This window comes from Myxococcus sp. AM010 (genome assembly GCF_013372585.1).
Lineage (GTDB): Bacteria > Myxococcota > Myxococcia > Myxococcales > Myxococcaceae > Myxococcus > Myxococcus vastator.
Genome location: NZ_JABXEO010000014.1, coordinates 48,302 through 60,262 on the forward strand (window position 1 = coordinate 48,302; position 11,961 = coordinate 60,262).

General features: G+C 72.3%; 12 protein-coding genes. 11 read left to right on the forward strand and 1 reads right to left on the reverse strand.

Annotated elements, in window-relative coordinates:
• Positions 1-30: 30 nt before the first annotated feature.
• The 11 genes from HV826_RS10050 (at position 31) to HV826_RS10100 (ending at position 10,421) form a co-directional block, all read left to right on the forward strand.
• A complete protein-coding gene (locus HV826_RS10050) occupies positions 31-1,116 on the forward strand; it encodes a polyprenyl synthetase family protein (protein WP_176416783.1) in 1,086 nt (361 codons plus the stop codon).
• An 81-nt stretch (positions 1,117-1,197) separates the two neighbouring features.
• A complete protein-coding gene (locus HV826_RS10055) occupies positions 1,198-2,670 on the forward strand; it encodes an NAD(P)/FAD-dependent oxidoreductase (protein ID WP_255217142.1) in 1,473 nt (490 codons plus the stop codon).
• Positions 2,667-3,677, forward strand: a complete 1,011-nt coding sequence (locus tag HV826_RS10060) for a phytoene/squalene synthase family protein (RefSeq protein WP_176416784.1) — start codon at positions 2,667-2,669, stop codon at positions 3,675-3,677. The genes HV826_RS10055 and HV826_RS10060 overlap by 4 nt, the downstream gene beginning before the upstream one ends.
• Positions 3,678-3,737: 60 nt before the next feature.
• Complete coding sequence (locus HV826_RS10065; RefSeq protein ID WP_176416785.1) at positions 3,738-5,195, forward strand: NAD(P)/FAD-dependent oxidoreductase; 1,458 nt, start codon at positions 3,738-3,740, stop codon at positions 5,193-5,195.
• Positions 5,192-6,118, forward strand: a complete 927-nt coding sequence (locus HV826_RS10070) for a carotenoid 1,2-hydratase (RefSeq protein ID WP_176416786.1) — start codon at positions 5,192-5,194, stop codon at positions 6,116-6,118. Before HV826_RS10065 ends, HV826_RS10070 begins: the two co-directional genes overlap by 4 nt.
• On the forward strand, positions 6,115-7,239 hold the full coding sequence (locus tag HV826_RS10075; RefSeq protein WP_176416787.1) for a glycosyltransferase: 1,125 nt from the start codon (positions 6,115-6,117) through the stop codon (positions 7,237-7,239). The genes HV826_RS10070 and HV826_RS10075 overlap by 4 nt, the downstream gene beginning before the upstream one ends.
• Positions 7,236-7,622, forward strand: coding sequence for a lycopene cyclase domain-containing protein (locus HV826_RS10080; protein WP_176416788.1), 387 nt, complete (start codon positions 7,236-7,238; stop codon positions 7,620-7,622). The genes HV826_RS10075 and HV826_RS10080 overlap by 4 nt, the downstream gene beginning before the upstream one ends.
• A complete protein-coding gene (locus HV826_RS10085) occupies positions 7,619-7,969 on the forward strand; it encodes a lycopene cyclase domain-containing protein (protein WP_176416789.1) in 351 nt (116 codons plus the stop codon). Before HV826_RS10080 ends, HV826_RS10085 begins: the two co-directional genes overlap by 4 nt.
• A complete protein-coding gene (locus tag HV826_RS10090) occupies positions 7,966-8,643 on the forward strand; it encodes a lysophospholipid acyltransferase family protein (protein WP_176416790.1) in 678 nt (225 codons plus the stop codon). The genes HV826_RS10085 and HV826_RS10090 overlap by 4 nt, the downstream gene beginning before the upstream one ends.
• Positions 8,640-9,506 carry a MerR family transcriptional regulator gene (locus HV826_RS10095; protein WP_176416791.1) on the forward strand — a complete coding sequence of 289 codons (867 nt, stop codon included), beginning with the start codon at positions 8,640-8,642 and terminating at the stop codon, positions 9,504-9,506. The genes HV826_RS10090 and HV826_RS10095 overlap by 4 nt, the downstream gene beginning before the upstream one ends.
• 15 nt (positions 9,507-9,521) lie before the next feature.
• A complete protein-coding gene (locus tag HV826_RS10100; protein WP_176416792.1) occupies positions 9,522-10,421 on the forward strand; it encodes a MerR family transcriptional regulator in 900 nt (299 codons plus the stop codon).
• A 1-nt stretch (position 10,422) separates the two neighbouring features.
• Here HV826_RS10100 and HV826_RS10105 read toward each other — a convergent pair whose 3' ends face one another.
• The gene (locus HV826_RS10105; RefSeq protein WP_176416793.1) at positions 10,423-11,862 is read right to left on the reverse strand and encodes an ADYC domain-containing protein; all 1,440 of its coding nucleotides are present in this window, start codon (positions 11,860-11,862) and stop codon (positions 10,423-10,425) included.
• Between the last annotated feature and the right edge of the window lie 99 nt (positions 11,863-11,961).

Here is an 11,961-nt window from a genome sequence, read left to right on the forward strand (position 1 = left end):
AAAGGATCAGGTTCTTCGGAGGAAAGAAGCATGGCACTCACGCTTCCCGATGCGCAGCCGCCGACGGGCCTGCTTCCTCTGGAGCAGGCCTGGCTGCAGCTGGTCCAGGCGGAGGTGGAGACCTCGCTGGCGGAGCTGTTCGAGCTCCCCGACGAGGCCTGCCTGGACGTTCGTTGGACACAGGCGCTGTCGCAGGCCCGGGCCTATACCTTGCGGCCCGCCAAGCGGCTCCGCCCGGCGCTGGTGATGGCCGGACACTGCCTGGCGCGTGGGAGCGCGGTGGTGCCCTCCGGGCTGTGGCGCTTCGCCGCGGGCCTGGAGCTGCTGCACACCTTCCTCCTCATCCATGACGACGTGGCGGACCAGGCGGAGCTGCGGCGGGGCGCCGCGTCCCTGCACCGGATGCTGGCGCCCGGACGCGCGGGGGAGGACCTGGCCGTGGTGGTGGGCGACCACCTCTTCGCGCGCGCGCTGGAGGCCATGCTGGGGTCGGGGATGCCGGGCGTCGCGGGCGTGGTGCAGTACTACCTGGGCGTGTGCCGTCACACGGCGGCCGGGCAGTACCTGGACCTGGACCTGGGGCGCGCGCCGCTGGCGGAGGTGACGCTCTTCCAGACGCTGCGCGTGGCGCATCTCAAGACGGCGCGCTACGGCTTCTGCGCCCCGCTGGTGTGCGGGGCCATGCTCGGCGGCGCCAGCAGCGGCATGGTGGAAGGATTGGAGCGCGTGGGCCGTCACGTCGGTCTTGCCTACCAGCTTCGGGACGATTTGCTGGGCCTTTTTGGTGATTCGAACGTCGCTGGCAAGGCCGCTGACGGCGACTTCCTCCAAGGCAAGCGAACCTTTCCAGTGCTGGCCGCCTTCGCGCGCGCCGCCGCGGACGAGCGCGCGGAGCTGGAGGCGCTGTGGGCGCTGCCGGTGGCGCGGAAGGACGCGGCGGCGCTGGCGCGGGCCCGCGCGCTGGTGGAGTCCTGTGGCGGCCGGGCCGCGTGTGAGCGCATGGTGGTGCGCGCCTCCCGGGCCGCTCGCCGCTCGTTGCAGTCGCTGCCCAATCCCAACGGTGTGAGAGAGCTGCTCGACGCGCTCATCGCCCGGCTGGCCCACCGCGCCGCCTGAGGACGCCATGAGCGCATCGACACAGGGCAGGCGCATTGTCGTGGTGGGCGCGGGCGTGGGGGGCTGGCCGCCGCCGCCCGGCTGGCGCACCAGGGCTTCGACGTCCAGGTCTTCGAGAAGACGCAGGGGCCGGGCGGGCGCTGCAACCGGTTGCAGGTGGAGGGCTTCACGTGGGACCTGGGCCCCACCATCGTGCTGATGCCGGAGGTCTTCGAGGAGACCTTCCGCGCGGTGGGCCGCCGCATCGAGGACTACCTGACGTTGCTCAAGTGCGATCCGAACTACCGGGTCCACTTCCGGGACGGTTCGGAGGTCACCTTCACGACAGAGCTGTGCGCCATGGGCCGCGAGCTGGAGCGCGTGGAGCCCGGCAGCTATGCGCGCTACCTCGCCTTCCTGGCCCAGGGCCGCGTCCAGTACCGCACGAGCCTGGACCACCTGGTGGGGCGCAACTACGAGGGCCTGCGTGACTACCTCTCGCCGCGCGTGCTCGCGCGCATCTTCCAGGTGCGCGCCCACCGCCGCATGTACGGGGACGTCAGCCGCTTCTTCCAGGACGAGCGCCTGCGCGCGGCGATGACCTTCCAGACGATGTACCTGGGCGTGTCGCCCTACGCGTCGCCCGCGGTTTACGGCCTGTTGCCCTTCACCGAGCTGGGCGTGGGCATCTGGTTCCCCAAGGGCGGCCTGTATGCCATCCCCCAGGCCCTGGAGCGGCTGGCGCGCGAGGAGGGCGTGCGCTTCCGCTACGGCGCGCCCGTGGAGCGCATCCTCACCGACGGCGGCCGTACGCAAGGCGTGCGGCTGGAGGGCGGTGAGGTGGTGGAGGCGGACGCGGTGCTGTGCAACGCGGACCTGCCCTACGCGTACGACAAGCTGCTGGACCCGAAGGCCACGACGCTCAAGCGCAAGGAGAAGCTGCGCTACACGTCCAGCGGCTACATGCTCTACCTGGGCATGAAGCGGCGCTACCCGGAGCTGTTGCACCACAACGTGGTGTTCGGCCGGGACTACAAGGGCTCCTTCGACGACATCTTCGAGCGCTTCCGCGTGCCGGAGGACCCCAGCTTCTACGTCAACGCGCCCACCCGCACCGACGCGTCCCTGGCGCCCGAGGGCAAGGACGCGCTCTACGTGCTGGTGCCCGTGCCGCACCAGCACCCGGACCTGGACTGGAAGGAGGAAGGGCCCAAGGTCCGCGCGAAGTTCTTCGCGCGCATGGCGGAGCTGGGCTTCCCCTCGCTGGAGTCGGACATCGAGGTGGAGCGCGTCTTCACCCCGGACGACTGGGCCGGCACCTTCAACCTGGCGCGTGGCAGCGCCTTCGGCCTGTCGCAGAACTTCACGCAGATTGGGCCGTTCCGTCCGGCCAACCAGGACGCGCGGGTGAAGAACCTCTTCTTCGTCGGCGCCTCCACGCAGCCCGGGACGGGGCTGCCCACGGTGCTCATCTCCGCGCGGCTGGTGACGGAGCGGCTGATGACGTGGGCCCAGGCGCAGGGCGTCTCGCTGTCGCCCCGGACGGCCGCGCCGCTGGAAGGGGTGGCCGCGTGAGCCCGCCTGTCGACAAGGCGCTGGTGGCGCGCGGCTATGTGCTGGCGAAGCAGGTGACGCGCCATCACGCCAAGAGCTTCTTCTTCGCCTCGTACCTGCTCTTCGGCCTGCGGCGGAAGGCGGCGTTCGCGCTCTACGCCTTCTGCCGGCGCCTGGACGACATGGTGGACGGGGACGACGCGGCGAGCGCTGCCGACGCGCTGCCGGTGCGGCTGGCGCGGGCGCGGCAGCGCGTGGCGGAGCTGTATCTGCCCATGCCGGAGCTGGCCTCGCGCGAGCTGGGGCCGCCGGCGGACCGGGTGAAGGGCCGCGAGGCCGCGACGCCGTGGGACGCGCGGGAGTTCGCCGCGCTGGAGCACACGGTGCGCCACTTCCGGATTCCGGAGCAGCCCTTCCAGGACCTCATCTCCGGCATGGAGATGGACCTGACGAAGCACCGCTACACCACCTGGGCGGAGCTGGACCTCTACTGCTACCGCGTGGCGGGCGTGGTGGGGCTGATGCTGACGCCGGTGCTGGGGTGCGCGGACGCGGCGGCGGTGGAGCCCGCGGCCGACCTGGGCCGGGCCATGCAGCTCACCAACATCCTCCGCGACGTGCGCGAAGATTGGGAGCGCGGCCGGGTGTACCTGCCCGCCGAGGAGCTGGCCGCCTTCGGGCTGTCGGAGGAGGACCTGCGGCGCGGACAGGTGGATGCGCGCTGGCGGTCCTTCATGCGCTTCCAGGTGGAGCGCTCGCGGGCGTACTACGCGCGGGCGGCGGCCGGGGTGCGCTACCTGACGGGCTTCGGCAGCCAGCGGATGGTGCGGCTGATGGGCGCCATCTACGGCGACATCCTGCGCGACATCGAAGCGCGCGACTATGACGTGTTCAGCGCCCGGGCCCACGTGACGACGCGCCGCAAGCTCGCGCTGGCCTCCGCGGCCATGGTGCGGCCCGCCGCGGTGCTGCCCGTCCCCCAGGGCGAGGCGCGCATGCCGCTCTTGCCCACCGGGACGGGAGGGTGAGGGCGTCATGCGTGGCGATGGAATGAACCCGGGGCTTCAGCGGCGCATGGGAGGTGGGGCATGAAGCGCACCCGCGTCGCGGTGGTGGGGGGCGGCATCGGTGGCCTGACGGCCGCCGGATTGCTGGCGAAGGACGGGCACGAGGTGACGCTGTTCGAGCGAGGCGCCTCGCTGGGCGGCAAGGCCCAGGCCGTCACCGTCAATGGCATCACCCTGGACACGGGGCCCACGCTGCTGACGCTGCCGCACCTGGTGCGTGGCACCTTCCAGCAGCTGGGCGCCGAGGACCTGCTGCCGCGCTTCACGGAGCTGGAGCCGCAGTGCGCCTACCGCTTCGAGGACGGGTGTGACTTCACGGCCTACAAGGACGTGGAGCGGATGGCGCAGAGCGCGGCGGGAGTCCGCCCGGGTGAGCGCGACGGCATCCGCGGCTTCTACCAGGAGGCCGCGGCCATCTGGCGGGCCGCGGGCGAGCCGTACCTGGAGGCGCCCTTCGAGGGCATGGCCGGCTTCATGACGCGCGTGGCGAAGCGCGGCGTGGGGGCCGTCATGGCGGGGATGAAGCTGGGCACGCTGCATGAGCTGGCGGGCCGGCACTTCAAGACGGACCACCTGCGGCAGTACGTGGGCCGCTTCGCCACGTACACGGGCGCGTCCCCCTACGAGGCCAGCGCGGCCTTCGCGCTGATTCCGCACATCGAGCAGGCCTACGGCGTGCACCACGTCCGCGGCGGCATCGGCGCGCTGGTGGAGGCGCTGGGACAGGCCGTGCGCCGGCTGGGCGTGCGCATCCACCTGGACACGCGGGCGCGCTTCGAGCGCACGCGCGAGGGCTACCAGGTGGGCCCACAGGAGGGCACGGAGCGCTTCGACAGCGTGGTGGTGAACGCGGATCCGCTGGAGCGGCTCGCGCGCGCGGAGGAGCCCCTGGCGCTGTCCGGCTTCGTGCTGCTGTTGGAGGTGGAGGGCCGCATCGCCCTGCCGCACCACGCGGTGCTCTTCGGCGGCGACTACCGGCGCGAGTTCGACGAGCTGTTCGGCGGGCAGCTCGCGTCCGACCCGACGGTGTATTTCTGCAACCCGTCCGCCACCGACGAGAGCATGGTGCCGCCGGGCCGCACCGGGCTGTTCGTCATGGTGAACGCGCCCGCGCTGCCCGTGGACGCGCGCGGCGCGGAGCAGGCCACCCGGGACTGGGAGGCAGGCGCCGAGCGCGTGAAGGCGCAGATGCTGGAGCGGCTGTGCCGGCACTACCCGGCGCTCAAGGGGCGCGTGCGGGTCATCGGCCAGCGCTCGCCGGTGGACCTGGCCGCGCAGGGGGCTCCGGGCGGGTCCATCTATGGCTTCCTGCCGCACGGGAAGTTCGGTCCCTTCCGCCGGCCGCGCATTCGCGGCGACACGCCGGGCCTGTTCTTCGCGGGCGGCGGCACGCATCCAGGCGGTGGGGTGCCGCTGGTGATGTTGTCCGGGCGCTTCGCCGCGGAGCTGGCCTCGCGGCACCTCCGGAGGAACGCATGACGCGCCTGGCGAAGCTCCCCGCCCTGCCGGACGCGGCGGGCACCTACCGCTGGTTCTACGCGGACGTCACCGCGGGGCCCTACAGCGCGGTGTGTATCTTCATGCTGGGCTCGCTGTTCTCGCCCCGGTACTCGGTGGCGGCGCGGCGCGGCGGACGGCCGCTGGAGCACAGCGCGGTGAACTTCGCGCTGTACCACGAGGGGGTGCGGCGGCTGTGGGTCCTCAGCGAGTACGCGCGCGCGGAGCTGGAGGCCCCGGGCCGGCTGCGCATTGGCCGCTCCACGCTGTCGTACGAGTGGGACGGCACGGTGCGGATGGCCGTGGACGACTGGACGGCGCCGTGGGGGCGGCCCGTGCGCGCACGCCTGACGCTGGAGCCGATGACACCCGTGGGTGAGGTGGTGCAGCTCATGCCTGGGCTGCCGCACTACTGGCAGGCGCTGGCGCCTCGTTCGCAGGCACGGCTGGAGGTGTCCTCGCTGGGCATCGAGGCGAGTGGCCTGGGCTACCACGACACCAACCACGGTGGAGAGCTGCTGGGGGCGCGGTTGTCGGGGTGGCACTGGTCCCGCACGCACCGCGAGGACGAGACGGTGGTGGACTACCACCTGCCCGAAGGTGTCGCGCCGCTGCGAGTGGTGGCCGGCGCGCGCGGCGTGCGCTGCGAGCGAGGGCCTGCCCTGGGGGAGGCGCGGCCCACCAACATCACCGGTTGGGGGCTGCGCGTGCCGTCGCGGCTGCACGCGGGCAACATGGTGGTGGGACAGCCGAAGCTGCTGGAGTCGTCGCCCTTCTACGCGCGGCTGGAGGCGCGCCAGGGGCCGCTGGACGCCCTGGGCGAGGTGGCGGACTTCCGTCGCTTCCACTCCCCCTTCATCCGCTGGATGGCGCACTTCCGCACGCGGATGGGACGGGCGGCATGAGCGCGCTCGTCCTCGCGTCCCTGGTGTGGTGCGCCGTGGCCACGGGCTTCAGCGCGGTGGCGTGCGTGCGCCTGTCGCGTGCGCGTGCGCGGACCGCGCCCAAGCCCGGCGCGCTGCCATCGGTGCTGTTGCTGCGCCCGGTGGACGCGCCCACGCCTCGGGAGCTGGAGAACCTGGCGCAGCCCGTCGACTACGCGGGGCCGTTGGAGCAGGTGGTCGTGTCGCCCTACCGGCCTCGGCTTGCCCCGGAGGTGCGGTGGCTTCCCAGCGATCCGCTGACGCCCAACCGGAAGGTGGGGCACCTGCTGTATGCGCTGGACGTGTTGCCCGTGAGTGACAGGGTGGTGCTGTCGGTGGACGCGGACGTGGCGGTGACGGGCGCGCTGGTGGAAGGCCTGGCCGCGCCGGTGGCCGCGGGCGCCGCGCTGAGCACCGCGGCGCCGCTGCCGGTCGGCCCTCGGGACGGCGCGAGCCGGGCCATGGCGGGCCTGCTGCGCTACACGCACCACAGCTTCCGGGCCCTGGACGCGATGAGCGCGGGCGCCAAGGCCGTGTGTGGCAAGGCGCTGGGCTTGTCGCCCGCGGCCGTGGAGTCGCTGCGGCGGCTGGCGGACCACATTGGCGAGGACCTGGAGCTGGCCAAGTGTCTTCACGCCCGGGGACTGGACGTGGTGTTGAGCAGCGCCCCGGCGGTGGTGCCCCTGGACGCCGAGGTGCCCTGGGCCGCGCCGCTGTCGCGCTTCACGCGCTGGATGCAGGTGCTGGCCAGTCACCGGCCCGCGCTGTACCCCACGGTGCCGCTGCTCTTCACGCCGACGCTGCCGCTGACGGTGCTGGCCGCGACGCTGGGCTCACCGGTGCTGGCGGGCTCGGTGGCGGGACTGGTGGCCGTGCGGACCTTGCTGGCGTTGCGATTGGCCGGACTCCACGCGCCGGTGGCGGACGCGGGGCGGGCCTGCGCGGTGACGGACTGGTTGCTGGGCGAAGCGCTCTTGCTGGCGGCCTTCCTGCGCTCGTTGTGGCGGCAGGGCACGGTGACGTGGCGAGGGCAGACCTATGCGTTGCGACCCGGAGGCCGCATGGTACGGGTGGCTCCGGAGCTGAGTGGAGGGCCGGGATGACGTACGCGCGATTCCTCGGGCTGTTCGTGGTGGTGCCCATTCTCTTCCTGGCGTGGCGCTATCGCCGCACCTTCACGGCCAGGAGCCTGGCGCCCATGGGGCTCCTGCTCATCGTCGTGTACGCGGCGACGTCGCCCTGGGACAACCTGGCGGTGAAGTGGGGCCTGTGGGGCTTCGACCCCGAGCGCATCTGGGGCATCAAGCTGGGCTACCTGCCGCTGGAGGAGTACCTCTTCTTCGGCCTGCAGACGCTGCTGGTGGGGCTGTGGGCCCGGGCCCGGCTGGCGCGTGTGCTGGCGCCGGACGCCCAGGCGCCCCGGCCCGCGGCGGAGGCGGGTGAGCGCCGCGACGGCGCGCTGACGGCCCGGGAGGTGGCGCCATGATGGAGACGAAGTGGGCATACCTCATCCACCTGCTGGGCTGGACGCTGCCGCTCATCGCCTTCCAGCTGGCGGTGCTGGTGCGTCACTACAAGGAGCGCTCCGGCGCGGTGCTCAAGGCGGTGCTGCCGCCGGCCTTCATCATGGGGCTGTACCTGTCCATCGCGGACCACCTGGCCATCTCCACCGGCATCTGGAACTTCGGTGAAGGCAAGCACCTGGGCGTGTACCTGGGGGTGGTGCCGCTGGAAGAGGTGCTCTTCTTCCTGGTGACCAGCGTGCTGGTGTCGCTGGGCCTGGCGCTGTTCACCGCGTTGGTGTCGCTGCTGGGGGAGGCCCGGGCGTCGTGATTCACGCGGCGAAAGGAGGCCCGCTGGGCTGGGCGTGGGACCGGTACATCGGCTGGAAGTTCCGCGCGGCGTTCCGGGGGCTGTGGGTGCGCGGGACGCTGCCGCCGGGAGGCCCGGGACGGCTGGTGTACCTGAACCACTCCAACTGGTGGGACGGCTTCGTGCTCAACCAGCTCTGCCAGACGGCGGGCTGGGACGGCTACTGCCTCATGGACGAGGAGAACCTGCGCCGCTACCGCTTCCTCACGCGCATTGGCGCCTTCAGCATCCGGCGCAAGGACGCGACGTCGTCGGTGGCGTCGCTGCGCTACGCGAAGGAGCTGCTGCGCAGGCCCCGCGGGGTGGTGTTCGTCTTCCCGGAGGGCGAGCACCGCCCCTTCGGCGTGCTCCCCCTGCGACTGGAGCGGGGCGTGGAGCTGCTGGCGCGGGTGGCGAAGGTGGAGTGCCTGCCCATCGCGGTGCGCTACGGCTTCTTCGAACACGAGCGCCCGGACGTGCTGCTGGAGGTGGGCACCCCGCATCCGCCCGGCGACATGGCCGTCTTCCAGGAGGGGTTGGAGACGGTGGTGCGGCGGCTGGCGGCGGTGACGTCCCTGGAGGACTTCACGCGCCGGGTGTCCGGCGCGCGAGGCGTGGCGGAGCGCTGGGACGCGGCCCGGGGGCTGGCGTCATGACGTTGCGCATCCGCACCATCGCGCGCATGACGGGCATCCGCGAGGCGACGCTGCGCGCCTGGGAGCGGCGCTACGGCTTCCCGCGTCCACTTCGCAGCGAGGGCAACAACTACCGCGTCTATTCGCGCGAGGAGGTGGAGGCCGTCCGGCGCGTGGCCCGGCTCATCCAGGAGGAGGGCCTGTCGGTGAGCGAGGCCATCGCCCAGGTGAAGACAGCGCCGCCGCGCGCGCAACCCGAAGCCGAGCGCCTGAGCGAGCGCTTCTGGTCCTCCGTGGGGGCCCTGGATGGGGACGAGGTGACGCGCGTGCTGGATGACGCGCAGACCGTCATGGAGGTGGAGACCTACTGCGACCGCTTCCTGCTGCCCCTGCTGCGGGAGATGGGCGTGCGGCTGGACGTCGCGCGGGAGCACCTGGCCTCCGCCCTCATCCGCCAGCGCCTGCGGCAGGTGTATGACGCCCTGGCCGCCTCGCCTGTGGGGCCCCGCGCCCTGCTCGCCTGCCCGACGGGGGACACCCATGAAGGCGGCCTGCTGGCGCTGGGCATCCACCTCAAGCGCAAGGGGTGGCGGGTGACGATGCTGGGCGCGGACACTCCAGCGGAGGCGCTCCAGGGGGCCTGCGCGCAGGTGCGTCCGGACGTGGTGGCGCTGTCCTTCGTGCGCGCCCGCGCGCCGGAGGAGTTCGCGTCCGTCCTGGAAGCCGCGCTCCGGGCCTGCGCGCCCTTTCCCGTGGTCGTCGGCGGGCTGGGCGCCCGCGAGCGCCTGAAGGCCATCTTCTCGCTCGGCGCGCAGTACGCGGAGTCGTCGGAAGAGCTGGTGGCCATCTGGAACCAGGTGCGCAACGCTCAGCATCGCCCGTAGTCTTGCCGTAGCGACATGGCTGAGCGCACCTACCGAATCCACATCGCCGCGGAGCTGGCAGGAGTCCGGGTGGAGCTCATCCGGGCCTGGGAGCGCCGCTACGGCGTGCTCACGCCGCGCCGCACCCCCGCGGGCTACCGCGCCTATACGGACCGGGACGTGGCGGTGCTCAAGCAGCTCAAGCGGCTCACCGACGAAGGCGTGGCCATCAGCGAGGCGGCGAAGCTGCTGCCCCAGTTGATGGAGGGTCTGGACGCGGAAGCGGCGGTGCGCGGCGCCAGCCTGGAGCCGCGCACCCATGTGGAGACGTGGCGGGAGTCCGTGCTCGCCGCCGCCCAGGCGTATGACCAGCCGCGCGTGTCGGACGTGCTGGACGAGGTGCTGGCCGCGCTGCCCCCGCTCAAGGCCTTTGACGACGTGCTGGCGCCGCTGCTGTGCGACGTGGGCGAGCAATGGGAGGCGGGCGCGCTGACCGTGGCGCAGGAGCACCTGGTGTCACAGATGGTGCGGGCGCGGCTGGTGAGCCTGCTGCACGCGGCGCCCCAGGGGCGCAGCCGGCACGGTGTCCTGGCGTGCTTCCCGGAAGAGGAGCACGAGATGGGCCTGCTGGGCGCGGCGCTGCGGCTGCGGCACCTGGGCGTGCGGGTGACGCTGCTGGGGCAGCGCGTTCCCGCGGAGGACCTGGGCCGCGCGGTGGTGGCGCTGCGGCCCGACTTCGTGGGGCTGTCCTCGGTGGCCAGCCGGAGCGCGGAGGACTTCGAGGACACCCTGACGCGTTTGACCCAGGCGCTGCCCAGGGGACTGCCCGTCTGGGTGGGCGGCGCCGCCGCGCGCTCGCACCAGGCCGTGTGCGAGCGGTTGGCGGTGCACGTCTTCCAGGGCGAGGCGGACTGGGAGCGCCTCGCGAGCGCGTGAGTCAGGGCGTGTTGAGGGCGGAGCTGTTGAAGACGCGGCTGCCGTAGTAGTGGGCGGCCTCGTCCGCGTTGTCGCAAATCTCCGCGCACTTGCCCGTGCTGTAGGGTGTGTTCGGGTCCCTGCAGTCGTTCACGATGTCGCCGTTCGCATCGTAGATGGGGGGATTGAGCGGGACGCAGGACGCGGTCAGGTGCTTCCAGCGCAGGTGGCTGAGGCACGCGGGGCCCGCGGTGTTCCAGCCCGCCTCGAACGTCAGGTCATCCGAGCCGGAGCCCGGCGACGGCGCGGAGATGATGGCCGGCGTCAGGTCGTCCCAGGGGCGGATGCGGGTGCCGTCCTGGGTGAAGGACGTTCCCTGGCCGCAGTAGTCGGCGCGCGCCATGCGGGTGCAGGACCAGTGGGCCTCGGTGATGGGGCCGGACGTCGCGCCGTCCCGCCACGGCTGGTAGCCCCAGCGGTAGCACTTGGCGATGACGCCCGCGTCGCAGCCCAGCGTGAACGTCCGGGGGCTCTCGCTCCGCGCTCCCGTCAGGTTGAAGACGCCCTTCACGGGCACGGCCCAGTTCGCCCCCGTGGAGCACAGGGACACGGGTGACGTGCCACCGCTGGGCGTGTAGCGCACCCGGTAGAGGAAGGTGTGCCCGCTGGGCTCCCACATGCCGGAGCCTTCGGTGTTCGGGAACTCGTTCCCATTGATGACGTCTTGGATTTCCAGGAAGGGGCCCGTGGACGGCTGACGGAGCCGCGCGCCAATCAGCGCCTCGCCGCGGAAGAGCTTGCGCGTCGTGGGGTAGGTGCTCGACCGGCTCGTCAGCTGCATCCGCCAGGCGGTGTTGGGCGTGCGCGGCCCGGCGAGCGCGGTGTAGACGCCGCTGGCGGGACAGGTGAACTCGACCGTGGGACAGTTGTTGAGGGAGAAGCTGCTGTTGGCGGAGGCGAGGTAGCCCGGTCCCTGGTGCTCGCACGGGGCCTCGCCCGAACAGACGCGAACCACGGGCGCACCCGCACAGTGGTTTCGAGGGGAGCCGCTGTCACCGCCCGTGAGCGTGACGGTGCTTCTCGGTGAACAGACGCCTTGCCCGTCCACGACGAAGCCGCAGCTTCGCGTCTCGTTCGCGGCGGCGCCTCCGCCGCAAATCATCAGGCTCGGCGTGAAGCCATTCACCGCCAGGGGCATGGCGGCCACGACTTCGCCGCGCAGCAGCTGAACGTCGGCGTCCCGGAATGCTCCGGCGTGCCGCACGAGCGCCCCGTCGTACATCACCGAACGCACGGGGGTGCCGTGGAGCTGGGTGCCCTGGGAGTGGGAGTCAGGGTCCTCCGAACCCGCCGCGAAGGACTGCTGGGCCAGGGCCGCGTCCGTCTCGTCCAGGGGGGGCGCGCAGGCGAGGAGCAGGCAGAGCGCGAAGCAGGGGCGGAGCATGCGGAGGCGGGACTTCATGGGAGGCACCTCGGTCGTTGTGGGTTGAGCGCCGTCAGAGCATTCGCCATGCCACCCCACCAGGGCGCGACCGGACGCCCGGTGTCCCTGGCAGGACTT

Coding starts and splice junctions, on each gene's coding strand:
- HV826_RS10050 (WP_176416783.1), top strand. CDS start 31: ATGGCACTCACGCTTCCCGATGCGCAGCCGCCGACGGGCCTGCTTCCT.
- HV826_RS10065 (WP_176416785.1), top strand. CDS start 3,738: ATGAAGCGCACCCGCGTCGCGGTGGTGGGGGGCGGCATCGGTGGCCTG.
- HV826_RS10070 (WP_176416786.1), top strand. CDS start 5,192: ATGACGCGCCTGGCGAAGCTCCCCGCCCTGCCGGACGCGGCGGGCACC.
- HV826_RS10075 (WP_176416787.1), top strand. CDS start 6,115: ATGAGCGCGCTCGTCCTCGCGTCCCTGGTGTGGTGCGCCGTGGCCACG.
- HV826_RS10080 (WP_176416788.1), top strand. CDS start 7,236: ATGACGTACGCGCGATTCCTCGGGCTGTTCGTGGTGGTGCCCATTCTC.
- HV826_RS10085 (WP_176416789.1), top strand. CDS start 7,619: ATGATGGAGACGAAGTGGGCATACCTCATCCACCTGCTGGGCTGGACG.
- HV826_RS10095 (WP_176416791.1), top strand. CDS start 8,640: ATGACGTTGCGCATCCGCACCATCGCGCGCATGACGGGCATCCGCGAG.
- HV826_RS10100 (WP_176416792.1), top strand. CDS start 9,522: ATGGCTGAGCGCACCTACCGAATCCACATCGCCGCGGAGCTGGCAGGA.
- HV826_RS10105 (WP_176416793.1), bottom strand. CDS start 11,862: ATGAAGTCCCGCCTCCGCATGCTCCGCCCCTGCTTCGCGCTCTGCCTG.